The 25,633-nt window shown below is 73.3% G+C and carries 26 protein-coding genes; 17 read left to right on the forward strand and 9 right to left on the reverse strand.

Going from position 1 to position 25,633, the window contains the following annotated elements:
* Positions 1-10: 10 nt before the first annotated feature.
* From IW256_RS29760 to IW256_RS29770, 3 genes are all read left to right on the forward strand, one after another.
* Positions 11-598, forward strand: a complete 588-nt coding sequence (locus tag IW256_RS29760; RefSeq protein WP_231403984.1) for a rhodanese-like domain-containing protein — start codon at positions 11-13, stop codon at positions 596-598.
* A gap of 144 nt (positions 599-742) precedes the next feature.
* Positions 743-898, forward strand: coding sequence for a hypothetical protein (locus tag IW256_RS29765; protein ID WP_197014107.1), 156 nt, complete (start codon positions 743-745; stop codon positions 896-898).
* Positions 899-952: 54 nt separating this feature from the next.
* Positions 953-1,351 (forward strand): hypothetical protein, encoded by a 399-nt coding sequence (locus tag IW256_RS29770; RefSeq protein WP_197014108.1) that lies wholly within the window; start codon positions 953-955, stop codon positions 1,349-1,351.
* 27 nt (positions 1,352-1,378) lie between these two features.
* On the opposite strand, the gene IW256_RS29775 is transcribed toward IW256_RS29770, so the two are convergent.
* Positions 1,379-1,948, reverse strand: coding sequence for a dihydrofolate reductase family protein (locus tag IW256_RS29775; RefSeq protein WP_197014109.1), 570 nt, complete (start codon positions 1,946-1,948; stop codon positions 1,379-1,381).
* Positions 1,949-2,300: 352 nt separating this feature from the next.
* Between IW256_RS29775 and IW256_RS29780 the strand changes: the two genes are divergently transcribed.
* The 3 genes from IW256_RS29780 (at position 2,301) to IW256_RS29790 (ending at position 7,669) form a co-directional block, all read left to right on the forward strand.
* Positions 2,301-4,394: an alkaline phosphatase family protein gene (locus tag IW256_RS29780; RefSeq protein WP_197014110.1), complete on the forward strand. Its 2,094-nt coding sequence runs from the start codon at positions 2,301-2,303 to the stop codon at positions 4,392-4,394.
* Positions 4,395-4,541: 147 nt separating this feature from the next.
* Positions 4,542-6,200, forward strand: a complete 1,659-nt coding sequence (locus IW256_RS29785; protein ID WP_197014111.1) for an FAD-dependent oxidoreductase — start codon at positions 4,542-4,544, stop codon at positions 6,198-6,200.
* Complete coding sequence (locus IW256_RS29790) at positions 6,197-7,669, forward strand: ATP-binding protein (RefSeq protein ID WP_197014112.1); 1,473 nt, start codon at positions 6,197-6,199, stop codon at positions 7,667-7,669. The genes IW256_RS29785 and IW256_RS29790 overlap by 4 nt, the downstream gene beginning before the upstream one ends.
* A gap of 27 nt (positions 7,670-7,696) precedes the next feature.
* On the opposite strand, the gene IW256_RS29795 is transcribed toward IW256_RS29790, so the two are convergent.
* Together IW256_RS29795 and IW256_RS29800 are read right to left on the reverse strand one after the other, a co-directional pair.
* Positions 7,697-9,184, reverse strand: coding sequence for a long-chain-fatty-acid--CoA ligase (locus tag IW256_RS29795; RefSeq protein ID WP_197014113.1), 1,488 nt, complete (start codon positions 9,182-9,184; stop codon positions 7,697-7,699).
* Complete coding sequence (locus IW256_RS29800) at positions 9,171-10,544, reverse strand: PucR family transcriptional regulator (protein ID WP_197014114.1); 1,374 nt, start codon at positions 10,542-10,544, stop codon at positions 9,171-9,173. The genes IW256_RS29795 and IW256_RS29800 overlap by 14 nt, the downstream gene beginning before the upstream one ends.
* A 198-nt stretch (positions 10,545-10,742) precedes the next feature.
* Between IW256_RS29800 and IW256_RS29805 the strand changes: the two genes are divergently transcribed.
* From IW256_RS29805 to IW256_RS29825, 5 genes are read left to right on the forward strand one after another with little or no spacing between them, the layout of a single operon-like run.
* Positions 10,743-11,501: an ABC transporter ATP-binding protein gene (locus IW256_RS29805; protein WP_197014115.1), complete on the forward strand. Its 759-nt coding sequence runs from the start codon at positions 10,743-10,745 to the stop codon at positions 11,499-11,501.
* A complete protein-coding gene (locus IW256_RS29810; protein ID WP_197014116.1) occupies positions 11,498-12,274 on the forward strand; it encodes an ABC transporter ATP-binding protein in 777 nt (258 codons plus the stop codon). Before IW256_RS29805 ends, IW256_RS29810 begins: the two co-directional genes overlap by 4 nt.
* 2 nt (positions 12,275-12,276) lie before the next feature.
* Positions 12,277-13,158 (forward strand): branched-chain amino acid ABC transporter permease, encoded by an 882-nt coding sequence (locus IW256_RS29815; protein ID WP_197014117.1) that lies wholly within the window; start codon positions 12,277-12,279, stop codon positions 13,156-13,158.
* Positions 13,155-14,141: a branched-chain amino acid ABC transporter permease gene (locus IW256_RS29820; protein WP_197014118.1), complete on the forward strand. Its 987-nt coding sequence runs from the start codon at positions 13,155-13,157 to the stop codon at positions 14,139-14,141. The genes IW256_RS29815 and IW256_RS29820 overlap by 4 nt, the downstream gene beginning before the upstream one ends.
* A 4-nt stretch (positions 14,142-14,145) precedes the next feature.
* Positions 14,146-15,429 (forward strand): ABC transporter substrate-binding protein, encoded by a 1,284-nt coding sequence (locus tag IW256_RS29825; RefSeq protein WP_197014119.1) that lies wholly within the window; start codon positions 14,146-14,148, stop codon positions 15,427-15,429.
* Positions 15,430-15,603: 174 nt separating this feature from the next.
* Here the strand turns inward: IW256_RS29825 and IW256_RS29830 are convergent, their stop codons facing one another.
* The 3 genes from IW256_RS29830 to IW256_RS29840 all read right to left on the reverse strand — a co-directional run bounded on the left by IW256_RS29830 (position 15,604) and on the right by IW256_RS29840 (position 18,273).
* Positions 15,604-17,058: a serine hydrolase gene (locus IW256_RS29830; RefSeq protein WP_197014120.1), complete on the reverse strand. Its 1,455-nt coding sequence runs from the start codon at positions 17,056-17,058 to the stop codon at positions 15,604-15,606.
* 71 nt (positions 17,059-17,129) lie between these two features.
* A complete protein-coding gene (locus IW256_RS29835) occupies positions 17,130-17,615 on the reverse strand; it encodes a DUF6644 family protein (RefSeq protein WP_197014121.1) in 486 nt (161 codons plus the stop codon).
* Positions 17,605-18,273, reverse strand: a complete 669-nt coding sequence (locus tag IW256_RS29840; protein WP_197014122.1) for a hypothetical protein — start codon at positions 18,271-18,273, stop codon at positions 17,605-17,607. The genes IW256_RS29835 and IW256_RS29840 overlap by 11 nt, the downstream gene beginning before the upstream one ends.
* Before the next feature lie 101 nt (positions 18,274-18,374).
* On the opposite strand from IW256_RS29840, the gene IW256_RS29845 reads away from it, so the two are divergent.
* Positions 18,375-19,046, forward strand: coding sequence for a haloacid dehalogenase type II (locus tag IW256_RS29845; protein ID WP_197014123.1), 672 nt, complete (start codon positions 18,375-18,377; stop codon positions 19,044-19,046).
* A 101-nt stretch (positions 19,047-19,147) separates the two neighbouring features.
* Complete coding sequence (locus tag IW256_RS29850) at positions 19,148-20,071, forward strand: CE1 family esterase (protein WP_197014124.1); 924 nt, start codon at positions 19,148-19,150, stop codon at positions 20,069-20,071.
* Here the strand turns inward: IW256_RS29850 and IW256_RS29855 are convergent.
* Complete coding sequence (locus tag IW256_RS29855) at positions 20,046-21,311, reverse strand: PucR family transcriptional regulator (RefSeq protein ID WP_307829192.1); 1,266 nt, start codon at positions 21,309-21,311, stop codon at positions 20,046-20,048. The genes IW256_RS29850 and IW256_RS29855 overlap by 26 nt on opposite strands.
* A gap of 172 nt (positions 21,312-21,483) precedes the next feature.
* Here IW256_RS29855 and def point away from each other — a divergent pair, with 172 nt between their 5' ends.
* Positions 21,484-22,041: a peptide deformylase gene (gene def / locus IW256_RS29860; RefSeq protein WP_197014125.1), complete on the forward strand. Its 558-nt coding sequence runs from the start codon at positions 21,484-21,486 to the stop codon at positions 22,039-22,041.
* 27 nt (positions 22,042-22,068) lie between these two features.
* On the opposite strand, the gene IW256_RS29865 is transcribed toward def, so the two are convergent.
* Entirely contained in the window at positions 22,069-23,259 is a 1,191-nt protein-coding gene (locus IW256_RS29865; protein WP_197014126.1) for a pyridoxal phosphate-dependent aminotransferase, read from the reverse strand.
* 66 nt (positions 23,260-23,325) lie between these two features.
* Between IW256_RS29865 and IW256_RS29870 the strand changes: the two genes are divergently transcribed.
* The 3 genes from IW256_RS29870 (at position 23,326) to IW256_RS29880 (ending at position 24,658) form a co-directional block, all read left to right on the forward strand.
* Positions 23,326-23,853 (forward strand): helix-turn-helix domain-containing protein, encoded by a 528-nt coding sequence (locus IW256_RS29870; protein ID WP_231405364.1) that lies wholly within the window; start codon positions 23,326-23,328, stop codon positions 23,851-23,853.
* 114 nt (positions 23,854-23,967) lie between these two features.
* Positions 23,968-24,486, forward strand: coding sequence for a MerR family transcriptional regulator (locus IW256_RS29875; RefSeq protein WP_307829193.1), 519 nt, complete (start codon positions 23,968-23,970; stop codon positions 24,484-24,486).
* Positions 24,404-24,658: a thioredoxin family protein gene (locus IW256_RS29880; protein WP_307829410.1), complete on the forward strand. Its 255-nt coding sequence runs from the start codon at positions 24,404-24,406 to the stop codon at positions 24,656-24,658. Before IW256_RS29875 ends, IW256_RS29880 begins: the two co-directional genes overlap by 83 nt.
* Here the strand turns inward: IW256_RS29880 and IW256_RS29885 are convergent.
* Positions 24,655-25,407 carry a hypothetical protein gene (locus IW256_RS29885; protein ID WP_197014129.1) on the reverse strand — a complete coding sequence of 251 codons (753 nt, stop codon included), beginning with the start codon at positions 25,405-25,407 and terminating at the stop codon, positions 24,655-24,657. The two genes, IW256_RS29880 and IW256_RS29885, sit on opposite strands and share 4 nt — an antisense overlap.
* Between the last annotated feature and the right edge of the window lie 226 nt (positions 25,408-25,633).

A 25,633-nucleotide genomic window follows, 5' to 3' on the forward strand; every position in this document is an offset into this window, starting at 1 on the left:
ACACCCCGCGATGAGCACGACCCCGACCATGGACGCCTTCACCCTGCGGCAGCGGCTCGCCTCCCCGCACGCGCCGCGGCTGCTGGACGTGCGCACCCCGGCCGAGTACGCCGCCGTCCACATCCCCGGATCCGCCAACGTCCCTCTCGACGACCTCCCCGAGCACGGCGCCGAGCTGCGCCGCCGGCTGCGCGACGACGACGTCGTCGTGCTGATCTGCCGGACGGGCGGCCGCGCCGCCCGCGCCGAGCGCGTTCTGGCCGAGGCCGGGCTGTCCGGCCTGCACGTCCTGGACGGCGGCATCCTCGCCTGGCAGGAGGCGGGCTCCCCGGTCGACCGCGGCCGGCGCCGCTGGGACCTCGAACGGCAGGTCCGCCTGGTCGCCGGAAGCCTGGTGCTGGCCGGCGTGCTGGGCGGCCTGGCCGTACCGGCCCTGACATGGCTGGCCGCCGCGATCGGCGCCGGGCTGGTCGTCGCGGCGCTGACCAACACCTGCGCCATGGGCCTGCTGCTGTCGAAGCTGCCGTTCAACCGGGCCGCGTCCTGCGACGTCGAGACGGCCGTACGGCGGCTGGCCCGTGACGGTGCCTCCCGGTGACCGCCCTGGTCGCGGGCCCGGAGGCGGGCCCGCGACCCCGGAGATCAATCTGGTTTGACCCCCGTTCTGGGAGGTAGAGGGCTATCTGTCGGATTTGCTCCGAGTTGGCACTCCGGCAGTACGAATCGATCACAATGGTGGAAGGTGAGCACCATCCTGACGATGCTGATGGCCCCTCTCGCGGCGCTGATCCTCCTGATGCTCATGGAACGGTTCGAGTCCCGGATGGTCCCGTCCAGGCCGCCGCGCCCCGGCCAGGACCCCGGCCCGCCCTCCGTACCCGGAACGCCCGGAACGTAGCCCGGCCCGCCGCCCCCGTTGACCCCCGCCCGCGACACCCCCGAAGATCATTCCATGCACTTCGGGCGAGACCTCGAGCTGGAGCGGGCCGGAACGGCGGTACGGTCGCTGGAACTGGGCGGCCACGACGACGACCACGGACGCTCCCGGGCGCGCGTCTACCTCTGCCGCAACGGCGACGTGACGCTCTACTGCACCGACTCCGGCTGGGCGGTCCGCATGCAGATCGGCGAGATGGTCACCGAGTGGCGGCGCTGGACGACGGTCGCCGCCGCGGACGTCCCGCGCCTGGCCGCCGAGACCGGAGAGACCGTTGACGTCCTTGACGCCGTCCGCGCCTCCGTGGGCACGGTGGACGACGACGCGGCGCACAAGATCGAAGGGCGGTTCAGCGCCTGGCTGCGCGAGCGTGACATCCCCTACACCTTCCGCCAGTTCGACGAGTACGACTAGACCGTCCAAGGGCGGGGCCAGAGGGCGTCAGGGCTTCGAGACGCGGTAGCGCAGGTGCGTCACGGCCCCGGCGACGGGCTTCCCCACCGGGACCAGCTCGGCCCGCTCCCCGGCGAACAGCCGCGTGCCCTCCCCCAGCAGCACGGGGACGAGGTGGATGCGCACCTCGTCGAGCAGTCCCGCCCTGAGCAGCTGCCGGGCGACGTCGGCGCCCAGCACCCAGACCTCCTTGTCCCCGGCGGCATCCTTGGCACGCCGGGCCGCGGCCTTCAGCCCGTCGAACGCGAACGTCCCGCCGTTGTCGCCGCGAAGGTCCTCCCTGGTCCGGTGGGTGACCACGAAGCTCGGGACGCCGGGCCACGGCGTGCCGCCCCAGGGCCCCAGGCCGAGGTCGAAGGTACGCCGCCCGATCAGGACGGCTCCGACCGCCGTGTCCTCCCGCACGACGCCGAGGTCGACCCCGCCGTCCGGCCCCTTCCCCGCGTGCCACTCGTGCAGCCGTTCGCCGCCGTCCCCCATCGGCTCCTCCTCCCGGACGTCCGGCCCGGTGGTGAATCCGTCCAGGGACACCGACACGTCCAGCACCAACCTGCTCATCGCGAGAATCCTTCGCTTCGCCGGCGCCGCCTTCCGGCGCCGTCACGAGAAGGTCGGAACCGGCCCGGCCTTCTCGACACCATCCCGAGAAGAAATCGGGCCGCCCGCGCCACCCGACTCGCCAACTCGCCCGCGGCCGGCTCCCATGCCTGCGGGGTATTAAGCCCTTTCAGTCGCGCGCGACTTACGGCCGCCCGATTCGGGGAGCAGTTTGCGCTCGTGGACGCTTACCGCACTCATCAATCACGCCGGGAAACCTGGCTCATTTCGGTCATATGCCCACGCGACCGAAACGTCAAGACGGTGGCACCATACGCATATGCGACCAATATGCCGCCACCTCATCTTTGTGGTGACATTGCTGGTCGGGTTGACGGGTGTGGCGCTGACGGCGGCGGCACCCGCCTCTGCTTCGGCGGAGCCGGACGGCGGGGTGGTGCTGATCGGGGTACCGGGGTTGCGCTGGGGAGATGTCGAACCGGCGTCCACGCCCGTGCTCTGGCACGCGGCCGACCGGGGAGGGATCGCCAACATCGCGGTCCGCGGCGTCGAGCCGCGCAGTTGCGCGGCGGGCGGCTGGCTCACGATCTCGGCGGGCGCCCGCGCCGAACCGCCGCACGGCGGGTGCGGCCGGCCGCCGCGCCCGCGCCGGGACGGCGCGGGCGCGGTCGTTCCCGGTCATCCAGACCTGCGGGCGCACAACGCGGCGACCACCTATGCCGCGCAGGTGGGGCTGCTGGGCGACGCCGTCCACCGGGCGGGCGGCTGCACGACCGCGGTCGGGCGGGGCGGCGCGCTGGCGGTCGCGGACTCCTCCGGCCGGGTCGACCACTACCGCGACGACGTCGGGGACATGCGCGCCCATGACTGGAAGCGCTGTGCCCTGACGGCCGTGGACATCGACGACCTCACGCACGGGACCGGCGGGCGGGCGGCGGAGCCTGCGGGGGCGGCGGGGGCGGCGGCTTCGAGGACGGCGGCGCTGTCGCGGGCGGACCGCCGGGTCGGCGAGGTGCTGGCCCGCGTCCAGGAGAACGCGACCGTCCTGATCGTCGGTGTCGCGGACGTGGGGCGGCCGGGGCTGCGGGTCACGATGCACCTCGGCCCGTCGACGGCGCCCGGGTACCTCAGCGTGCCGTCCACCCGCCGGACGGGGCTGCTCACGCTGACCGACGTGACGCCCACGGTGCTGCGGCTGGCGGGCGCGCCCGTGCCCGCGCGGCTCACCGGAGCGTCCTGGACGCACCGGGCGCCGCGTCCCGAGGAACGGGCCGCCGCGATCGAACGGCTCCGGGAGCGGGACCTGGCCGCCCGGGTCGCGCGCTCCATGGTCGCGCCATTCAACATCGTGCTCGTCGGCGGGCAGCTGCTCGCGTACGGGCTGGCGGCGCTGGCGTGGCGCCGCTGCCGGGCGGAACGGCGCGGGCTGGTCCTCACCGCCACCCGGTACGTGGCGCTGGCCGCCGCGGCGGCGCCCGCCGCGACCTACCTCGCCAACCTCGTGCCGTGGTGGCGGGCCGGCCATCCTGCGGCGGGGCTGGCGGCGGCGGTGGCGGTGGCGGACGTCGCGGTGGTGGCCGTGGCGCTGGCCGGGCCATGGCGGCGCCGCCCGTTCGGCCCGGTCACGGGGGTGGCGGCGGTGACCGCGCTGACCCTGGCGGCGGACGTGATCGCCGGGTCGCCGTTGCAGGCCGACAGCCTCAACGGCAACTTCTCCCTGGTCGCGGGGCGGTTCTACGGTTTCGGCAACCTGACGTTCGCGCTGTTCGCGACGGCGTCGCTGGTGTGCGCGGCCGGGCTGGCCGGCCCGGTGGCCGCGGCGGGGCACCGGCACCGCGCGGCGGCCCTCGCCCTGCTGATCGGGGGCGCGGCGGTCGTGGTGGACGGGTGGCCGGGCTGGGGCAGCGACTTCGGCGGGGTGCTCGCGCTGACGCCCGGGGTCGTGCTGCTGGCGCTGTGGGCGGCGGGTCGCCGCGTGTCGGCGCGTCCGGTGCTGCTGGCCGGGGGTGCCGGGGCCCTGCTGGTGGGCGGGCTGGCCTACCTCGACTCGCTGCGCCCCGCGGACAGCCGCTCCCACCTGGGCGATTTCTGGAAGCGGATGCTGGACGGCGGGGCCGGGCCGATCCTGGAACGCAAGGTGGACTCGATGCTGAACTCGTTGGGGAACGTGTGGCTCACCCTGCCCGCGACGCTGGCGCTGGTCCTGCTCATGGCGTTCCTGCTGCGGCGCGACGGCGTTCTCGGCCCGGTCTTCCGGCGGACGCCCGCCCTGCGGGTGGCGCTGCTGGCGGTCCTGGTGACCACGGCCGTCGGGTTCGCGGTGAACGACTCGGGGATCGCGATCCCGGCCCTGGCCGCCCTGTTCGCGGCCCCTCTCACCGTGACGACGGCGCTGGCGGTCCGTTCCGCGGACGGGATCGGGGCGCCGGGGGTCCCGGAGCCCTGATCCCGTGCCGTCGGTGAGGTCGGCGCGCGGACGGCTCACCGCTCTCGCCGCGGCCATGCGGACCAGCGGCGGGACCGGAATGAGGGTGCCCGGATCCACCGGCTCCGGCAGGAGCGAAATGCCGTTTTATCGGGAATGATGCGTCCCATGAGCTTGCCGATCCTGCTGACCGTCGACGACGACCCGTCGGTGTCCCGTGCCGTCGCACGCGATCTGCGGCGCCGCTACGGGCGGGACTACCGCGTGATGCGGGCGGGCTCGGGCGCCGACGCGCTGGACGCCCTGCGCGAGATCAAGCTGCGCGGCGAGACGGTCGCGGCGATCCTGGCCGACTACCGGATGCCCCGGATGAACGGGATCGAGTTCCTGGAGCAGGCGATGGACCTGTTCCCGCACGCCCGCCGAGCCCTGCTGACCGCGTACGCCGACACCGAGGCCGCCATCCAGGCGATCAACGTGGTGGACGTCGACCACTACCTGCTCAAGCCCTGGGACCCGCCGGAGGAGAAGCTCTACCCGGTGGTGGACGCGCTGGTGGAGACCTGGCGGGCGGTCGGCGACCGGTCGGTGGAGGAGATCAAGGTCGTCGGGCACCGCTGGTCCGAGCCGTCCTACCGGGTCCGCGACTTCCTGGCCCGCAACGCGGTCCCGTACCGCTGGTACTCGGTGGACGAGCCGGAGGGGCGGCGGCTGCTGGAGGCCGCGGCGGCCGGGCCCGACGACATCCCGGTGGTGATCACCCCGGACGGGCAGGCGCTGTCGCGGCCGTCCGGCACCGAGATCGCCTCGGCGGCGGGGCTGTCCACCGACCCGGCCGGCGAGTTCTACGACCTCATCGTGGTCGGCGGCGGCCCGGCCGGGCTGGGCGCGGCGGTGTACGGGGCGTCCGAGGGCCTGCGGACCGTCCTGGTGGAGAAGAAGGCGACCGGTGGGCAGGCCGGGCAGAGCTCCCGGATCGAGAACTACCTGGGCTTCCCCGACGGGGTGTCGGGCGCGCAGCTCACCGACCGGGCCCGGCGGCAGGCGCGCAAGTTCGGCGCCGAGGTGCTCACCGCCCGCGGCGTGGTGGCGCTGGAGACGCGCGGCTCGGCGCGGGTGGTCCGGTTCGAGGACGGCTCGGAGATCGCGGCGCACTCGATCGTGCTGGCGACCGGGGTGATGTACCGGGCGCTGGACGCCGAGGGCTGCGCCGACCTGACCGGGCGCGGCGTCTACTACGGGTCCGCGTCCACCGAGGCGCAGGCGTGCGAGGACGAGGACGTCTACATCGTCGGCGGGGCCAACTCGGCGGGCCAGGCGGCGGTGTTCTTCTCGCGGCACGCCCGTTCGGTGACCCTGCTGGTGCGGGGCAAGGACCTGGCGCAGTCGATGTCGCACTACCTGATCGAGCAGATCCGGGCGATCGACAACATCGACGTGCGGCTGCGCACGTCCGTCGTGGCGGCGCGCGGCGACCGGCACCTGGAGGAGCTGACGCTGTGCGAGGCCGGCAGCGGGAGGACCGAGACGGTCCCGACAGGCCACGTCTTCGTCTTCATCGGCGCCGCCCCGCACACCGACTGGCTGGGCGACACGCTGACCCGCGACGCGCACGGGTTCGTGTGCACCGGGCCCGACCTGCTGGTGGAGGGGCACCGCCCGGCGGGCTGGACGCTCGACCGCGACCCCTACTACCTGGAGTCCTCGGTCCCGGGGGTGTTCGTCGCCGGGGACGTCCGGGCGCAGTCGGTCAAGCGGGTCGCCTCCGCGGTCGGCGAGGGCGCCATGGCGGTGACCCTGGTGCATCGGTATCTGGAGGAACGATGAGCGAGCCGCGAGCGGAGGAGTCCCACACTCTGAGCGCCGACGACCTGCGGACGCTGTTCCTGTTCGAGCGGCTGACGCCCGAGCAGCTGGAGTGGGTCGCCGCGCAGGGGACGGTCGAGGCGTTCCGGCAGGGGACGGCCGTGTTCCGCGAGGGCGAGCCGGCGACCTGCTTCTACGTGCTGCTGACCGGGACGCTGCGGATGACCCGCGCCGTCCGCGGCGACGAGCTGGAGATCAACACCACCGACCAGCGCGGCGTGTACTGCGGCGCCACCCAGTTCTTCCTGAGCGACCGCGAGGAGGACCAGCGGTACGCGGCGTCGGTGTACTCGGTCACCGACACCACGTTCTTCCTGCTGCCCGCCGAGACGTTCGCCGAGCGGTTCCGCGACTGGTTCCCGATGCCCGCGCACCTGCTCGAAGGGATGTTCATCGGCACCCGCAACACCCAGCTGGTGGTCGGGCAGCGCGAGCGGCTGCTGGCCCTGGGCGCGTTGTCGGCCGGGCTCACCCACGAGCTGAACAACCCGGCGGCGGCGGCCGTCCGGGCAACGGCGTCGCTGCGCGAGCGGGTCGCGGGCATGCGGCACAAGCTGGCGCTGCTGGCCCAGAAGGACATCGAGCCGGGGCTGCTGGAGCAGCTGATCGACGTCCAGGAGCGCCTGGTCAAGCGGGTCGCCGACGCGCCGAAACTGACCGCGCTCCAGATCGCCGACCGGGAGGACGAGCTCACCGACTGGCTGGACGAGCACGGGGTGGCCGACGGCTGGGACCTGGCCCCGATCTTCGTCCCGGCCGGGATCGAGGTGACCGACCTGGACGAGGTGGGCGCGGCGGTCGGCGAGGACTTCCTGAACGCGGCGCTGCGCTGGCTCGGGTACGCCCTGGAGACCGAGACGCTGATGGGCGAGATCGAGGACGCCACCGGCCGGATCTCCAAGCTGCTGGGCGCGGCCAAGCAGTACTCCCAGATGGACCGGGCGCCGTACCAGTGGATCGACGTGCACGAGGGCCTGGACTCCACGCTGCTCATGCTCTCGGGCAAGATCGGCCCCGGGGTGCGGCTGGTCAGGGATTACGACCGCACGCTGCCCGCCGTCCCCGCCTACGCCGGGGAGCTCAACCAGGTGTGGACGAACCTGATCGACAACGCGGTGGCCGCGATGGGCGGTACGGGCACCCTCACCGTGACCACGCGGGCGGCCGACGACCGGCTGATGGTGGAGATCAGGGACTCCGGGCCGGGCATCCCGCCGGAGAACCGGCAGCGGATCTTCGAGCCGTTCTTCACCACCAAGCCGGTCGGCGACGGCACCGGCCTGGGCCTGGACATCTCCTGGCGGATCGTGGTCAACCGGCACCACGGTGACCTGCGGGTGGAGTCCGAGCCCGGCGACACCCGCTTCCAGGTCCTCCTGCCCCTGAACGAACGCGAGCCCCTGAACGAACGTGGGCCCGAACGAACGTGAGCCCGGCCGATCCCGGTCCGCACGTCCTCAGCCGGGGCGGGCGGCGGGCGGCGGCGCGAGCGCGCGCTTGAGGATCTTGCCGGTCGGGGTGGTGGGGATCTCCTCCACGAACCAGACCCGCCGGGGGTACTTGTAGGCGGCGACCCGCTCCTTCACGAAGGCGCGCAGCTCCGCCGCGTCCACCGGTGCCCGCGCCGCCACGTACGCGGCGACCTCCTCGCCCAGCTCGGGGTGCGGGACGCCGACGACCGCGGCCTGCCGTACGGCGGGATGCTCGTACAGGACCTCCTCGACCTCCCGCGGGTACACGGTGCGGCCCGCCCTGATGATCACCTCGCGGCGCCGGCCGACCAGGAAGAAGAACCCGTCGCCGTCGGCCCGCCCGAGGTCGCCGGTGTGGAACCATCCGTCGCGGAGGGCCTCCGCGGTGGCCTCCGGGTCGTTCCAGTACCCCTTCATGACGTTGGGGCCGCGCACCACGATCTCGCCGACCTCGCCGCACCGCACCTCGCGGCCCGCGTCGTCGACCACCCGCATCTCCACGTCCCGGACCGGGCGGCCGATCGACCCCGGCCGGCGGCCCGGCCCGCCCCGGTTGGAGGCCGCCACGGGGGAGGTCTCGCTGAGGCCGTACCCCTCGATGATCGGGCGGCCGACCCGCGCCTCGTACGCGCGCAGCACGTCCAGCGGCAGCGCCGCGCCGCCGGACACGCACAGGCGCAGCAGCGACAGGTCGGACACGCCCGGCTGGTCGAGCAGCGCGACGAACATCGCCGGGACGCCCTGGAAGACGGTCACCCCGTCCCGCCGGACGACCTCCAGCGCCCGGCCCGCCTCGAACCGCGGCAGCAGCGTCACCCGCGCGCCCGCCTGGACGGTGGCGTTGAGGACGCAGGTCTGCCCGAACGCGTGGTACAGCGGCAGCGCCCCCAGAACGACGTCGTCCACCCCGAGGGCGTGCATCCGGGCCACCGTCGCCGCGTTCCCCGCGAGGTTGCCGTGGGTCAGCTCGATGCCCTTGGGCCGCCCGGTCGTCCCGGCGCTGTAGAGGATGACGGCGGTCGCGCCGTCCGCCGTGGCGGGGACGTCGTGCTCGGGCGGCACCCCGCGCAGCAGCCGCCGGAACTCGCCGGGCTCCACGAACAGGTAGTCGGCGCCGGTGCCCGCCGTCCCCGCCTCGACCGCCTCCGCGCACGCGTGCCAGGCGATCACCAGCCGGGCCCCGCAGTGGACCAGGTACGCGGCGATCTCCCGGCGCTTGAGCAGCGGGTCCAGCGGGACGACCACCGCCCCGATCCGCAGCACCCCGTAGTAGACGACGGCGAACTCCGGGACGTTGGGCAGCATGACCGCCACCCGGTCGCCGGGCCGGATCCCGCGCCGCCGCAGCAGCGCCCCGACCCGGGCGCTCATGACCTCCAGCGCCCGGTAGCCGAGCACCGCCCCGTCCAGCGTGAGGACCGTCCGTCCACCGAACCGTTCGGCCGCGGCGCGCAGCCGGTCAGCGAGGTTCATGCGCCGAAGGTACGCCGGGCGCGGCGGGGCCCTCATCGGTCGCGGAGACCAGTGTTTGCCGCCCGGGATTGGTGGCCGGCGGCAGGGCGTCCTGGAGGGCGATCGCGACGAGCAGGTCGACCAGATCGGCGATGTGCCGGAGGTTGCGCCCGGTCCGTTCCTGGATGCGCCGCAGCCGGTACTGGGCGGTGTTGTGGTGGATCTGCAGCCGTTCCGCCGCGGCGCGCAGGTTGAGGTCGGCGGACGCGAACGCCCGGATGGTGGCGGTGAGCACCCCGCCGCGCGCCCGGTCCTCGGCCAGCAGCCCGGTGATCCGCGGGTCCACCAGGTGCCGGGCGGTGTCGTCGGCCCGCAGCGCCATGTACTCGAACGGGCTGATCCGCGGCAGCGCGGCCACCCCGCCGTCCTCGGGCAGGAACTCCAGCACCGCGCGGGCCTCCTGGTAGGCGCGCGGGATCTGCGCCGTCCCGGACACCACCGTGCTGATGCCCATCGCCAGCGTGACGCCCTCGGCCAGCAGGCCCTCCCGTACCTCCTGGAGCCGGTCGCACAGCCGCTCGCACAGCCGCTCGGCCTCGGCGCCCGGCCCGAGCGCGGGCACCGCCACGATCTCCGACTGCCGGACGACCGACAGCGTCCGCAGGCCGTTCACGCCCGTCCGGGCCATCGCCGCGCAGGCCGCGTGCCGCGCGTCCGAACGCGCCGGCGCGGGCCCGACCAGGACGGCGGTCACCACCACCAGCGGCGTCCGGGCGCCGGGCCCGAGGCCGTGCGCGTGGGCGGTCGCCAGCTGCGGGCCGCGCGCCGGCGGCTCCCCGGCCAGCAGGACCTCCAGCAGGTCCCGGCTCTCCCCGATCGCCTCGGCCGCCGCGTACTGCTGGAACTCCATGTAGGCGTTGGCGGCCTGCGTGCTGGCGACGTCGCAGTACCGCATGAGCGCGGACGCCAGCGCGAGCGCGGCCCGGTGACCGGCGTACGAGCCGCCCGCCCGTTCGACCACGGCCTCCCAGAAGACCTGCTGGCCCACCCGGAACGCGTTGATGTAGTCGGCCAGCGCGAGCCCGGTCTGGGCCCGGCGCATCGAGGCCCGCCTGCTGAAGGCGATGTCGTCGAAGGTGACCGTGCGCTCTTCCAGCAGCACGGCCAGCTTGGTGCGGTAGTGCCGGCCGACCTGCTCGCGCACGTCCGCGTGGAACGCCGCGTCCCGGGACCGGTACGCGGGGATCTCCGCGCGCATCGCCGTGACCGCCCGGTCCGCCAGTTCGTCCACTCGATCGAGGAGTTCGGCAAGGATTCGTGAGCGTTCGGTACGGACCGTGCCCGCACCGGTGAGCGTTCCCGTGCTGAAGCCACCGGCCATGCCCGGATGATCCATGCCCGCCGCCGCACCGTCAACGGGCCGTGACACGTTCGGGACCGGCCCTGTGCTCGGCGGACAACTCCCAGGTCGGATCTTGGGTGGCCGTGCCCAATGTGGGCCTGAACGGCGGATTTTACGCTGACGCCTACTCCAGAACACCGTTCTGCGGTCTCACCGAACCCACCCCCAGGAGGCCGGATGCTGGAGGTTCACGATCTTACCGTCCGCTTCGGCGGCATCACCGCGCTGGACGGCGTCGGCTTCCGCGTGGAGCGCGGCGAGATGGTGGGGCTGATCGGGCCCAACGGCGCCGGCAAGACCACCCTGTTCAACTGCCTGACCCGGCGGTGCGCGGCCGGCGCCGGGCGGATCGGCTACTCCGGCCGCGACCTGCTCGCCGTCCCGCCGCACGCGATCGCCGGCCTGGGCATCGCCCGCACGTTCCAGAACCTCGGGCTGTTCCCGCGCATGTCCGTCCGCGAGAACGTCATGGTCGGCGCGCACCACCACGGCAGGGCGGGCTTCCTCACCGCGAGCCTGCGGCTGCCCGCCGTGCGCCGCGAGGAGGCCCGGCTGCGCGCCGAGGCGGACGAGGTGCTGCGGCGGCTGGAGCTGACCGGCGTCGCCGACCACCCGGCGGCCGGGCTGCCGTTCGGCACCCTCAAGCGGGTCGAGCTGGCCCGTGCCATGGCCGCCCGGCCCGCGCTGCTCCTGCTCGACGAGCCGGTCAACGGCCTCAGCTCCGCCGAGGTCGGCGAGTTCGCGGACACGCTGCGCGCCGTCCGCGACGACCTGGAGGTGACCGTGATCGTCGTCGAGCACCACATGGGCTTCGTGATGGGCGTCTGCGACCGCGTCATCTGCCTGGACTTCGGCCGCAAGATCGCCGAAGGGCCGCCCGAAGAGGTCCAGCGCGATCCCGCCGTCATCGAGGCGTACCTCGGGACCCCCGCATGAGCCGAACGGAGGACACGGAGCAGGGCGGGAGCCGAACGGGGGACACGGAGCACGGCGGGAGCTTCCTGGTGGTCGAGGATCTGCACGCCGGGTACGGGGACGTCCGCGTGCTGCACGGGATCGGGCTGCGGGTGGGGCGCGGCGAGATCTGCGCGATCCTCGGGCCGAACGGGGCGGGCAAGACGACCCTGCTCAGGGCGTTGTGCGGGATGGTCCGCGGGCGCGGCACGGTGCGGCTGGACGGCACCGCCCTGACCGGCCGTTCCCCGGACGCGGTCGCCCGGCTCGGTGTCGGCCACGTCCCGGAGGGGCGCGGCACGTTCATGCCGCTGACCGTCGAGGAGAACCTGCGGCTGGGCGCCTACACGCGGCGGGACCGGGCCGCCGTCCAGGCCGACCTGGACCGTGTCTACGGCTATTTCCCGGTGCTGAAGTCCCGGCTGGGGCAGGCGGCGGGCAGCCTCAGCGGCGGCGAGCAGCAGATGCTCGCGATCGGGCGGGCCCTGATGCTGCGTCCCCGCCTGCTGCTCCTGGACGAGCCGTCCCTCGGGCTGGCTCCGCTGGTCACCCGGGAGCTGTTCGGGATCGTGCGGTCGATCAACGAGGAGGAGCGGACCACCGTGGTCGTCGTCGAGCAGAACGCCCATCTGGCGCTGGACATCGCCGGTCAGGCGCACGTGCTGGAGACCGGCCGGATCGTGCTGTCGGGCTCGGCGGCGCGGATCCGGGCGGACGAGCAGGTCGCCCAGTCCTACCTCGGATACCGGATCTAGACATGGCCGGTTTCCTGCAGCAGATCGTGGAGGGGCTGGGCGCGGGCGCGATCTACGCCAGCCTGGCGCTGGCCCTCGTGCTGATCTACCGGTTCACCGGCGTCGTCAACTTCGCGCAGGGTGAGCTCGCGATGTTCTCGACCTACATCGCCTGGCAGTTCGTGCAGGCCGGGCTGCCCTTCTGGCTGGCCCTCGTCCTGACCCTGGCGGTGTCCTTCGCGGGCGGCATGCTGATCGAACGGGTCGTCATCCGGCCGGTCGAGGGAGCGCCCGAGCTGACCATCGTGATCGTCACCGTGGGCCTGTTCATCTTCGTCAACGCGGCGGCCGGGTGGATCTGGTCGTTCCTCATCAAGGACTTCCCCAACCCGTTCCCCGGCGGCGCGTTCCGGGCGGGCGGGGTCAGCGTCGGCTACGCCACGCTCGGCATCCTCGCCGTGGTGGGCGGGGTGATGGGGCTGCTCTACCTGCTCTTCCGGCACACCAAGATCGGGCTGGGCATGCGGGCGGTCGCCGCCGCCCCCGAGTCGGCGCGGCTGGTCGGCATCCGGGTGGGCCGGACGCTGGCGCTGGGCTGGGGGCTGGCCGCGACGGTCGGCGCGGTGTCGGGGGTGCTGGTGGCACCGCTGCTGTTCCTGGAGCCCAACATGATGGGCGGCGTCCTGATCTACGCGTTCGCGGCGGCCACGCTCGGCGGGTTCGACAGTCCGGCGGGCGCGGTGGCCGGCGGCCTGATCGTGGGCGTGGCCGAGACGCTGGCGGGCGCCTACGTCGGGTTCATCGGCTCCGACCTCAAGATCGGCGTCCCGCTGGCCGTCATCCTCGGCGTCCTGCTGCTGCGCCCCCAGGGCCTGTTCGGCCGGGCGGAGGTGGAGCGCGCATGAGCGCGCGGGAGGGGCTCGCGGGCTTCGCGGCACTGCGGTGGCGGTGGATCGCCGCCGCGGTGGTGCTCCTGGCGGTGCTGTGGGCGCCGTTCCAGCTGGTCCCGTTCCGGGTGTTCCAGTTCACGATGGTGCTGGTGTACGCGGTGGCGCTGCTCGGGCTGAACCTGCTGGTCGGGCACGCCGGGCAGATCTCGCTGGGGCACGGGGCGTTCTTCGCGGTCGGCGCGTACGGCGCGGCGATCATGATGGACCGCTGGGACCTGCCGTACCCGGTGACGTTGCCGGCCGCGGCGGCGCTGGCGTTCGCGATCGGGCTGGGACTCGGGGTGCCGGCCACCCGGTTGCGCGGGCTCTACCTGGCGCTGGTCACGCTGGCCATCGCGATCTTCCTGGTGCCGCTGCTCAAACGGTTCGAGCCGGTCACCGGCGGGTCGATGGGGCTGACCCTGGAGAAGCCGCGGCCACCGGCCTGGAGCGGGCTGGCCGAGGACCAGTGGCTGTACTTCCTGACCCTCGCGGTGGCGGCGGCGGCGTTCCTGCTCACCTTCGGCGTGCTGCGGTCGCGGGTCGGCCGGGCCCTGCACTCGGTCCGGGACAACGAGACGGCGGCCGAGGTCATGGGCGTGCGGCTCGCGTTCTACAAGCGGTTCGCGTTCGCCTGGAGCGCGATGCTCGCGGGCGCGGCGGGCTGCGTCTACACGTGGGTGATCGGGTTCGTGTCGCCGGACTCGTTCGCGGTCACGCTGTCGATCACCATGCTGGCGGGCCTGGTGGTCGGCGGCCTGGGCTCGGCGTGGGGGCCGTTGCTGGGCGGCCTGTTCGTCATGTTCGTCCCCAGCCTGTCGCAGGACGTGAACAAGGCCGCACCAGGAGTGATCTTCGGGCTGCTGATCATCGCGGTGATGTACGTGGCCCCGACCGGGCTGGCCGGGCTCGCGGGCCGCGCCGCGCACTCGTTCGACAAGACCCTCCGGAAGGGGTAGGAGCATGCGTGTATCGGCGATCCGCGGTACGGCGGCGACGGCCGCGGTGCTGCTCGCGGCGACGGCGGCGGCCTCGTGCGGCGGCCGGGGGGAGGACTCCGGCGGCACCGAGGCGTCCGGCCGCTGCCAGGGGCAGCAGACGACGGGCATCGGCGACAAGTCCCTCAAGCTCGGCGGCATCTACCCGCTGTCGGGCCCAGCCTCGGCGTACGGCGACATCCCCAAGGGCATCAAGGCGTACTTCGACTACGTCAACGCCGAGCAGGACGGCATCGGCGGGCGGAAGGTGGAGTTCCTCGTCCGCGACGACGGGTACCAGCCGCCCAAGGCGGTCGAGGAGGCCCGCCGCCTGGTCGAGCAGGAACGGGTGTTCGCCCTCTTCCAGACGCTCGGCACGCCCTCGACCACGGCGACGTGGGACTACGCGAACCAGCGGAAGGTGCCGCAGGTCTTCGTGGCCACCGGCGCCTCCAAGTGGGGCAGCGACACCGCCCATCCGTGGACGATCGGCTGGCAGCCGAACTACGTCTCCGAGGCCCGCGTCTACGCCCAGTACCTCAAGCAGGAACGGCCGGACGCCAAGGTGGCGGTCCTCTACCAGAACGACGACTTCGGCAAGGACCTGCTCGGCGGCTTCAAGAAGGCGCTGGCGGGCACCGGCGTCAGGGTCGTCGCGGAGCAGAGCTACGAGGTCTCCGATCCGAGCGTGGAGCCCCAGATGCGCAACCTGGCGGGCTCCAAGGCCGACGTCTTCCTCAACGTGACCACGCCCAAGTTCGGCTCGCAGGCGCTGGCCGCCGACGCCAAGCTCACCGACTGGAACCCGCTGCACATCGTCAACAACGTCGCCGCCTCGATCACCGTGCTGCGGCCGGTCGGGTTCCAGAACGTGCAGAACGTCGTCTCCGCCACCTACTACAAGGATCCGATCGATCCGCAGTGGAAGGACGACGCGGAGATGAGGCTCTACACCGAGAAGATGCGCAAGTACGCGCCGGGCGCCGACCCGTCGGTGCCGTACCACGCGTTCGGCTGGGCGGTGGCCAGCAGCTTCCACAAGACCATGCAGGCGGCGAAGTGCCCGACCCGGGAGGGCCTGCGGGACTCGATGCGGAACCTGAAGGAGGTGCAGGTCCCGATGCTGCTGCCCGGGGTGACGCTCAGCACCGGCGAGGGCGACGGCTTCCCGATCGAGTCGATGCAGATGATGCGGTTCAAGGGCGAACGCTGGGAGCTGTTCGGCGAAGTGATCGACACTCGCAAGGCGTTCGGCCCCGTCACGGAGTGACTCCGCCCGTGGTGACGCCTGCCGTGGTGACGCCTGCCAGGGCGACGCCTGCCAGGGCGACGCCTGCCGTGGCGGCCGGGCCGGGTGCCGATCCCGACTCGGCCTCCACGGCACCGGCCGCCACGGCACCGGCCGTCAGGGCGGGGACGTCAGGGCGGGGACGTCAGGGCGTGGTCAGCCGCGGAGCCGGGCGCGGGTCTTCTCGTAGGCGTCGATGGCGCGGCCCAGCTCGGCGAACTTCTCGGTGTAGGAGTACGGGTAGATCCCCTCGGGCGTGGAGGGGCGGTTCGCGTCCACGTACTGGGTGCCGAGGTTGGAGAACACCGCGACGATGTAGCTGCGGCCGCCCTTGCCCGGCAGGGCCCTGACGATGCCCGCGTCCCCGGCGGCGTTGTTCACCCAGCCGGTCTTGTGGGCGAAGGTGACCTCCGCCTTGGCGTTGCACGGGCGCACGTCGGCGCCGAACCTGGAGCCGTTCACGGTGACGGTGCCGTCGGTGCCGATCCAGCGGGACGGGGCCGCGTGCGGGATCCCCCGGGCCGGGTAGGCGGTACCGCAGCGGTTCGCGGACGAGAGCATGTCGTTGTAGCCCTGCGCCTTGAGCTTGTCCAGGAAGAAGCGGCGGGACGAGGGGCTGAGCACGGCGCTGGTCACGGGACTGCCGTCCGGGGCGGTCCAGACCTTGCCCGGGGCCCCGTTGACCAGGGTCAGCAGCTTGGCCGTGTCCAGCGAGCTCATGGTGATCGCGTTGGTCCAGCGCCCGCCGGTGGTCGGGTTGGTGTTCTTGAGCTGGAGCGTCTCCAGGCCGAGGTCCTGGAACGTCTTGTTGAGCGTGTCGACGGCCTGGTGGTCGTGCAGCAGCTTGATCAGCGCGCAGGAGGCCGCGTTCGAGGACCAGGTGAGCGACTCGTCGATGTACTGGCCGACGGTCTTGTTCGTGGGGCCGCCGCAGAGCCAGTTGACCTCGGCCGGCCGGTAGTCGTAGGCGGTGCCGAGCGTGATCCGGCCCTGGTCCACCAGCCGCAGCACGCCGAAGCTCACCATGAGCTTCATGACCGAGGCCGGGTAGGCGAGCATGTGGTCGACGGAGGCGCCCTCGCGTCCGGGGACGACGTCGACGGTGCCCTGCCCCTTGCCGGCGTACCAGCCCTGGTCGTCCCACTGGCGCCAGCGGACGTCGGTGGTGGACAGGTCGCGGTCGACCGGGACCACGACACCGTCCGGGTGGCGCGGGCTCATCAGGACGGTGCCGGAGGAGACGGGCCGGCCGCGCCGGTCCAGCTCGATGATCGTCGCGTCCATCTGCGGCTGCTGCGCGATCGGCTTGGCGTCGTCGGCGGCGGCGAGCAGGCTGCGGCGCTGCCGGACGGTCTGCGCCTCCTTGTCGACCGCGTTCATCATCGTGCGGGCCTGCGCGGAGCCGGGTGGGGCGGTGTCCAGCACCTCCTGGAAGCGCAGCGCGTTCATGGTCTGCCGCAAACGGAGGGCCACCTTGCCCGTCTTACCCGTTTCGCCGGGAGCCGCACGCGCCACCCTCTGCGCGTCGACCTGCCCGGCTCCGGCACCGCAGCCCACCAAGGCGGCGGCGGTCAGCAGCCCGATCGCTCCCCGTCCCCACGGACGTCCCATCGCGCTCCCCCTGTCGCTCGGTCGAGCGGATGATCATAAAGGAATTCCCGGGACGTAGGGCCGGAAATGGTTCAGACATAGGCGATGAGCCGGCCGCAGATGATCACAGTCGGCCAGGTGACCAGGGAGACGATCGCGGCGGCGCGGGCCGATCCCGGGGCCCGTTCGGCGTCGTCCCAGTCGCGGACGTCGCGGAACGGGCCCGTATGGAAAAGGAGGATGTTCAGGCCCGCCGCCGCGATGAGGAGAACCTTCACCTGGAATGCCGTGTTATGCGCCACCTGGGTCGCGTTGGCCGCGAAGAGCAGCAGCCCGCTCAGCGCGACCAGCCCGAAACCCGCGCGCGACCACGGAAGGGCGTGGCCCGCCAGCGCGCTCACCGGCAGGCGGCGCGGGAGGCCCAGGAGGCGCAGGTCGAACACGGCGATGGCGCCCACCATCAGCGCGAGGCCGATCAGGTGGGCCGACTCGGTGATCGGGTAGGCCCACGGGGTCTCGCGGACGGCGGTGGCCGGGGCGGTCTCCTCCAGCCAGGCCAGGAACCCGTCAACGTTCACGGGACGTCCGGCGCGTGCGCAGGCGGATCAGTGCGGCGGCGAACCCGGCGGCCACGGCGGCGCCCCCGCCGAGGACGAACAGCGGCGGGCCGTCGGCACCGGCCGCCGGGGCGCCGGTGCCCGGGGCCGTGGCCGCCGGAGCGGCCTGCCGGGAGCGGGCGCCGCGCAGGCACCGGTCCACGAAACGGGTCAGCGTTCCCCGGTACGGATGGGCGCCCCCGGCCGCGTAGATCATCTGGACGCGCAGCTCGCCCGAGTACTCGTCGCCCTCGGCCTCGCAACGGCGGTACACCACCGCCGCGACGTCGTCCCCCACCTGCGGGCGGCCGGGCATGCCGCCCAGCGTGCCGGTGAGGTCGGGGGGCAGCAGCAGTTCGCGGACCTCGCCCGCGCCCTCCGGCTCGGGCGGCCCGGCCCAGGCGTCGTGGCCGCGCAGCCCTTCCACCCCGGGAAGGTCGGACGGGACCGTCAGACCGGACGGGACCTCGATGCGCAGCCGCGCGTGCGGGTAGCCGTACCGCGCCTGGATGACGCGGCCACGAAGGTAGAGCGGCCTGCTCGCGTCATAGTTCCCCCCGCCTCCATGGTGGGCGAGCATGCCGTGGAGCAGGAGAAAACCGATGGCACCGGCCGGTCCCGTACGCGCTCGTCGTGGCATGTGCTGCCTTTCCGGAAGGGGCTTGGCGAATTGCGACGCTTCGCTTTGTATAGGGGACGGGATAAAGGAGCCCGAAAGAGCGCTCCGGCGAGGAGGAACACATGCCGTCCCGGCCCCGGGTGGTGGCGTTCGACGTGAACGAGACGTCGATGGCGCTGGAACCCTTGCGGACCCGGTTCGAGGAGGTGGGCCTGCCCGGGCACCTGCTGGAGACGTGGTTCGCCCGGACGCTGCGCGACGGGATGGCCCTGGGCCTGGCCGGTGACTTCGAGCCGTTCCGCATCGTCGCCGAGAGCGCGCTGCGGGCGGTCGGCGGGTACCGGATCGGTGAACCGGCGATCGAGCACGTCCTGGACGGGTTCGCCGCCCTGCCCGCCCATCCCGACCTGGAGCCGGCCCTGCGGCGGCTGGCCGAGGCCGGTGTCCGGGCGGTGTTCCTGACCAACGGGGCCCGGTCCACCACCGAGGACTTCGTGGCCCGCGCCGGGCTGGGCGAACTGGTCGAGGGCGTGATCACGATCGGCGAGGTCGCGCGGTGGAAGCCGTCCGCCGCGGTGTACGGGCACGCCGCGTCCGTGACCGGGGTCCCGGCCGGACGGCTGGCGCTGGTGGCCGCGCACGCCTGGGACTGCCACGGAGCGAAGCGGGCGGGGCTCGTGACCGGCTGGGTCTCGCGGCTCGAAGGCCGCTACGCGGAGATCTTCGCCGCTCCCGACGTACGGGGAGACGATCTGGTCGAGGTCGTGGAGGGGCTGCTGGCCCTGGGCGTGTAACGAGCCTGCGGGGCTTTTATCCGGATTGCTCGAAATACCCATGATCGATCGTTGGACGGGTGCGTAGCCGGGCGGCGCCCCCGGGCGGAGGATCACGGGTCATGAGGACTGTGAGGCGCGCCCTGCTCGTGCTCTTCCTGGCCGGAGCGCTGACCGGAGCGCCGGCCGGAGCCCCGCCCGCCCCGGGCCTCTCCGCGGGCACCGCAGGAGCGACCGAACGCCCCGGGCCCGGCACCCATGAGCGCACGCTGACCATGGACGGCGTCTGGGAGCGGGACTACCTCCTGCACGTACCGCCCGGCCGCGCCGGGCGCAGGCCCCTGGTCATCGCCCTGCACGGCGGCCTGAACGACATGCGGTACATGCGGGAGTCCACGGGCCTGGACGCGGTGGCCGACGCGAACGGCTTCCTGGTCGCCTACCCGGACGGCTTCATGAGGACCTGGAACGCCGGCGGCTGCTGCTGGTTCGCCCGTATGGCGGGCATCGACGACGTGGCGTTCCTGGACCGGCTGATCGACACGCTGGCCGGGCAGGGCCTGGCCGACCCGCGGCGGATCTACCTGACCGGGTTCTCCAACGGCGGCGGCATGGCCTACCGGTACGCCTGCGAGCGGGCGCGCAGGGTCGCGGCCGTCGGGGTGGTGTCGGGGTCCCTGGCGGTACGGTGCGCGCCGGACGCCCCGGTGCGGGTGATCGCCTTCCACGGCACCGCCGACTTCTCCGTTCCCTACGACGGCGGCGGCAACCAGGACTGGAACAACAAGGACCCGTTCCCGCCGGTCTCCGCCGTGATGGACTTCTGGCGTTCGGTCGGCGGGCTGGCGCCGCTGGACCGGATCACCCTGGAGACCGCCCGCACCACCTGCCGTACGACGGGCCGGGGCCGGACCGGCGCCGAGGTGGAGCTGTGCACCGTCCGGGAGGGCGGGCACGAGTGGCCCGGCGGGCAGGGCGCCGACCCCGAGCTGCGGGCGAGCCCGCTGATCTGGCGGTTCTTCAGCGACCACGCGCGGAACGGGTGACCCCGCGCGGGCTGGTGCCGCCGGTACCGTCCGGTTCCCGGGGGACGTCGGGGAACCGAACCCAGGTGTGCAGCAGGAGCAGCAGCTCGATCCTGCGGTCCGGGTCGTACAGCATGTCGCCGAGGAGCTGTTCGAGGCGGCGGATCCGGTAGCGCACGGTCTGCTCGTGGACCACCAGCCGTTCCGACGCCGCGACGGCGTTGTCGCGGCTCTCCATGTAGGCGAGCAGGGTCCGGACGAGCGGTTCCCTGCGGTGCCGCGGCAGTTCCAGCAGCGGGCGCAGCCGCGCGCGGGCGGCCAGGTCGAGCAGTTCCTCGCTCATGGACGCCACCAGCGTGGAGACATGGTCGGACCACACGACCGGCGCCTTCTCCGGGATGACGCCGCGCAGCACCAGGTCGAGCGTGCGCCTGGCCCAGCGCAGCGAGACCGCCCCCTTGTTCAGCGGCACGGTGGGGCCGATCGCCGCCGGGCGGCTCCGGACCAGCCCGTCCACCGTACGTTCCCGCCCGGGGCCGTCGGGGTCCGGCAGCACCAGGTAGGGCCGGGGGCCGTGCCAGTCGGCGAGGATCGCCGGCGGGGTGACCGGCGCGTGGTCCTCCATCGCCGGGCCGAGCGCGACCAGCGCGATGGTGCGCGGCGGATCCCAGCCGGCCGCCCCGGCGAGTTCGCGCACCGCCTCCAGGCTGGCGGGCGGCTCGACCACCAGCAGGTCGCGCAGCCGCCCCCGGTGCCGTTCCCGTTCGGTGGCCAGCTGCTGCCGGGCGTCGGCGTACCCGCGCGCCGCGGCCCCGGCCAGCCGCTCCAGGAACACGAAGAGCGACTCGATGATCTCCCCGAGGGTGGCCAGCGACCAGTCCAGCCGCCGGGCGTCCTTGATGAAGCGGCGGCACGCCACCTGCCCGCTGACGCGGATCGCGGTCTGCAGGCCGTCCAGGCTGCGCCCCTCGCGCGCCTCGTGGGCGCCGATCCCGACGTAGATCTCGGCCAGCTCGTCGCCTCCGGTGCCCGCCCGGCCCAGGGCGTCGACGAAGTGGCGCACCGTCTGCTCGACCGTCCAGCGCATCCGCCGGCCGTAGTCGCTCTCCGGGGGCCGCGCGTACTCGGGCACCAGGGCCTGGATCTCCCGCACCATCTCCGCCGCGGTCACGCCCAGGAACGGCCGCAGCGGCTCCGCCACGCCCGCCGGCACCTCCGCCGGCCCCGGCCTCGCCCCGGCGGACCTCGCCCTCTCGCCCACGTGGACCTCCCTTGCCCAGGTCCCCCGAACGGTTCTCCCGCACCCCCTTTACACGGTCGCGCGGCGATCTCCACAGGAATAGTCAACGACGGCAGCTTCTCGGCCGCCCGGTTGTCAACGCCCGCAGAAGCCCCGGGACCGAGCGGTGGCGCGGCGTCAGTAGCATGCTGGGATGACCACGGGAGAGGTACGGCCGATCACGCTGGTGGGAACCCCGGTCCTGCACCGCGCGTGCCGCCCGGTCGAACGCTTCGACGACGAGCTGGCGCGGCTCACCGAGGACATGTTCGCGAGCATGTACGCGGCCGACGGGGTCGGCCTGGCCGCCAACCAGATCGGCGTCGACCTGCGCGTCTTCGTGTACGACTGCCCGGACGAGGACGACCGGCCGCACAAGGGCGTGATCGTCAACCCCGCGCTCGTCCTCCCGGACCTCGGCGAGCGGCGCCTGGACGACGGTGACGAGGGCTGCCTGTCGGTCCCCGGCGCGCACGCCCGGCTGGCCCGTCCCGACCGCGCGACCTGCCACGGCTTCGACGTCACGGGCGAGCCCGTCACCGTGGAGGGCACCGGCCTGCTGGCCCGGTGCCTCCAGCACGAGACCGACCACCTGGAGGGGCGGCTCTACATCGACCGCCTGTCCAAGCGCGAGCGCAAGAAGGTCCTCAAGGACCACGAATTCTTCCGCGCCGAGGCCGAGGCCGAACGGGAGCAGGAACAGGCCGGCTGAGCGCCGCGGCGCCTGTTCGGGTGCCCGTCAGCCCAGGGCGGCGCGGAAGCGGTCGCGCAGCCCGGTGAGGCGTTCGACCGGTTCGTTGGCGAAGACCAGCCGCAGGTAGTTCGCACCGCTCGGCCCCCATCCGGTCATCGGGGTAGCGGCGACCTTCCCCCGCTCGAAGAGCCGTGCGGACGCCTCCTCCGGGGTCAGGCCCAGCGCGGCGGTGTCGACGAGCAGCGACCAGCCGCCGTCCGGCCGCACGCAGGGGTAGCCGGCCAGTTCGCGCAGGATGACGTCGCGGCGGCGCTGCCAGACGAGGGTGGCGGCGGCCACATCGGCGGCGGCGTCCGGTGCGGTGAGGGCGTCGGCGACCGCCTGCTGGGCGATCCCGACCTGGCACACCACGTTGGTCAGGCCGACCAGGTCGACATCGGCGATGATCGGGGCGGGGCCGACGACCCAGCCGACCCGCCAGCCGATCATGCGCAGCTCCTTGGACGCCGACCCGACGGTGATCGTCCGGTCGGCCAGGCCGGGATGGGCGGCCGGGTGGTCGGGCGGCCGGCCGTCGAACCGGATCCGTTCCATCGCGGCGTCGTACAGGATCCAGCAGCCGTGGGCCTCCACCACCGGCGCGAGGGCGTCCCAGTGGCGGTGGTCGAGCAGGGCCCCGGTGGGCATGGCCGGGGCCATCAGGAGCACGACGGCGGTGTCCGGCCCGACGGCCGCCGCCAGCTCGCCGGGATCGACGTCCCAGCCGTCCGCGGTGGGCGCGGACCGCACGTACCGGGGGACGCCGCCCGCGAGGCGGACGCGGTTGACCAGCCCCGCGTAGATCGGGTCGCAGAGGACGACCTCCCGGCCGGGCTCGACCGTGGCGAGCAGCACGTTGAGCACGCCGTTGAGGCCGCCGGCGACGCTCACGCACTCGGTCGCCGGGTCGTAGCGGCGGCCCGCGACGGCGCCGACATGTCCGGCCGCCGCCTCCCGCAGGCCCGCCCGGCCCTGGAACGGCAGGTAGCTGTTGGCGGAGTCGTCGTCGACCGCGGCGCGCGTACGTTCGAGGGCGATCCGCGGCGGCCGGATGTCGGTGTCGAGGTTCTCCAGTCGCAGCAGCTCGGGGTCGGCGGCGGCGTCCGCCGCGTCACCGAGCGCGTCGACCCCGATGCCCGGGATGTGCCGCAGGCGCGACACGGTCATGACCACCACCTCCAGGGAAGATCGTTCCATAAACAGAACGTTCCGTATGTGGAACACTAGGGGCCTGCGGCGGCGCGGTCAACGGAGGCGGTGGAGATGGAGCTGGCCGGCCAGGTGGGGCGGCGGTTGCGGGAGCTGCGCGCCGAGCGCGGGTGGTCTCTGTCGGAGCTGGCCCGGCGGTCCGCGATCGGCAAGGGCACGCTGTCTGAACTGGAGGGCGGCCGGCGCAATCCGACGCTGGAGACGCTGTACGCGCTCACGACCGCCCTCGGCGTCCCCCTCAGCACCGTCCTGACCCCCGCCGCGGCCCGCGCCGGGATCTCGGGCGGCGCGGTGGACGCGGTCCTGGTCGAGCGCTTCGAGGACGCCGCCGCGGTCACGGAGGTGTACCGGGTGCGCATCCGGGCCGGGACGTCCCAGGAGTCCGCCGCGCATGCTCCGGGCACCGAGGAGCACCTCCTCGTGCTGGGCGGCACCGCCCGCGCCGGCGCCGCCTCCGACCCGCAGGAGGTGGGGCCCGGAGGGCATGGCGCGTGGCCCGCCGACGTCCCGCACCTGTACAGCGCGCCCGACGGTGACGTCGAGGCGGTGCTGACCGTCCGCTACCCGTCCCCCCAGGCGTGAGGGGCCGGGGCTCTGCAGCACCGGGCCCTGGGATGAAATCGGGCCGGCCGGGGCTTGACCTTGACGCCGATGTCAAGGAATAGCGTCGGTGGCGGCCAGGACGAGGGAGGGCCGATGCGGATCGGAGAGCTGGCCGAACGGGCCGGGGTGAGCACGCGCGCGCTGCGCTACTACGAGCAGCAGGGGCTGCTGGTCGCCGGGCGTTCCAGCAACGGCTACCGGGAGTACCGGGAGTCCGATCTGCGGCTGGTCGAGGAGATCCGCTCGCTGCTGCGGGCGGGGTTCACCCTGGAGGACGCCCGGCCGTTCGTGGACTGCCTGCGGGCCGGTCACGCCGCGGGCGCCGCCTGCCCGGAGTCGAAGGCGGTCTACCGGCGCCGGCTCGCCGAGATCGACGCCGACATCCGCACCCTGGTCCGCCTGCGGGCGGAGGTGGCCGAGCAACTGGCGCGGGCCTGCCCGGGCTGCGCCCTGTTCCCGGAGGGAAACGATGATCACGCTGACCGGCGAGAACTTCGCCACGGAGGTACTCGGCCGCGACAAGCCCGTCCTGGTCGACTTCTGGACCGACTGGTGCCCCCCGTGCAAGATGATCGCCCCGATTCTGGAGGAGATCGCGGCGGAGTACCGTGACCGCCTGGTCGTCGCGAAGATCAACGGCGACGACCACCCCGAGATCGTGCGGCGGTACGGCGTCATGGGCTTCCCCACGCTGGGCCTCTTCCGCGACGGTGAGATGGTCCACCGGATCGTCGGGGCCAAGCCCAAGCGCCGCCTGCTCGCCGACCTGGACGGCCTCTTCTAACCCTCGCGGCCGAGCAGCGCCTCGTAAGCGTCCAGGACGGCGTGGAAGTCCGCCACCGGCAGCTCGCACGACCGCCCGTCCAGCCACAGGTGCTCCAGCCGTACGGCTCGGTCTCCCCGGACGAGATGGCACGCGTTGCCCGAGTGCTCCCAGCCCGGACCGGCCGCCCGCACCACGTCGAGGTGGTGGCGGTGCCCCTGGACGTCGTGCAGCAGGAAGGCGGCCAGCACGTACGGCCTCCCGCTCAGGCCGCGCGCGAGCCGGCCGGCGAGCGCGACGACCGCCTCCGGCGGGACCGCCGGGCCGGACGGCACCGGGAAGAACGCCCGGAAGTGCTCCGCCACCCCCGGCACCGCGGCCGGTTGGACGGGCAGCCGCCCGACGCCGTTGGGATCGAGGTAGCCGTGGCCGGGCACGCCCGCGACCACGCCGCGCCACGCCCCCGGGATACCGGGGAGGAACTGCGCGTCCGCCATCAGCGCGGCGGTCACGTCCGTCCTGATCTGGACGACGTCGACGCGGGCGGGCAGGAAGGTCTTGGTCCCCGTCCAGACCCGGCCGGTCTCGTGGTCGTGTACCGCGAGGTCCGCCCAGTACACGCCCTCGCCGCCCGGCAGGCACTCCTCCGCGTGCGGGACGAGCCCGGCCATCTCCGCCAGCGCGCCCCGCGTCGTGCGGAGCAGCCCCCAGCCCCACGCGGGCGCCGACACCCCGCCCAGCGCCAGCATCGTCTCCAGAGGCATCGACATCCCCGCGATTATTCCTCATCCCACGCGCGCGACCGGCTCTCCAGAGAACCCGGGAATTATGGGTTGACACCCACCCCGATCATCGGGCTAATATTTGGGCATGGAGTTCTGATACCCACCGGTTGAGCCGCCACGACACATCCGTGGCCCGCTCCCACATCTTCAGCGCCGTCGGCGCCGACCATCGCGTTCACACCTTGTCACATGCTCGTCGCATGTCGCCGAG

The organism is Actinomadura viridis (assembly GCF_015751755.1).
GTDB classification, from domain to species: Bacteria; Actinomycetota; Actinomycetes; order Streptosporangiales; family Streptosporangiaceae; genus Spirillospora; species Spirillospora viridis.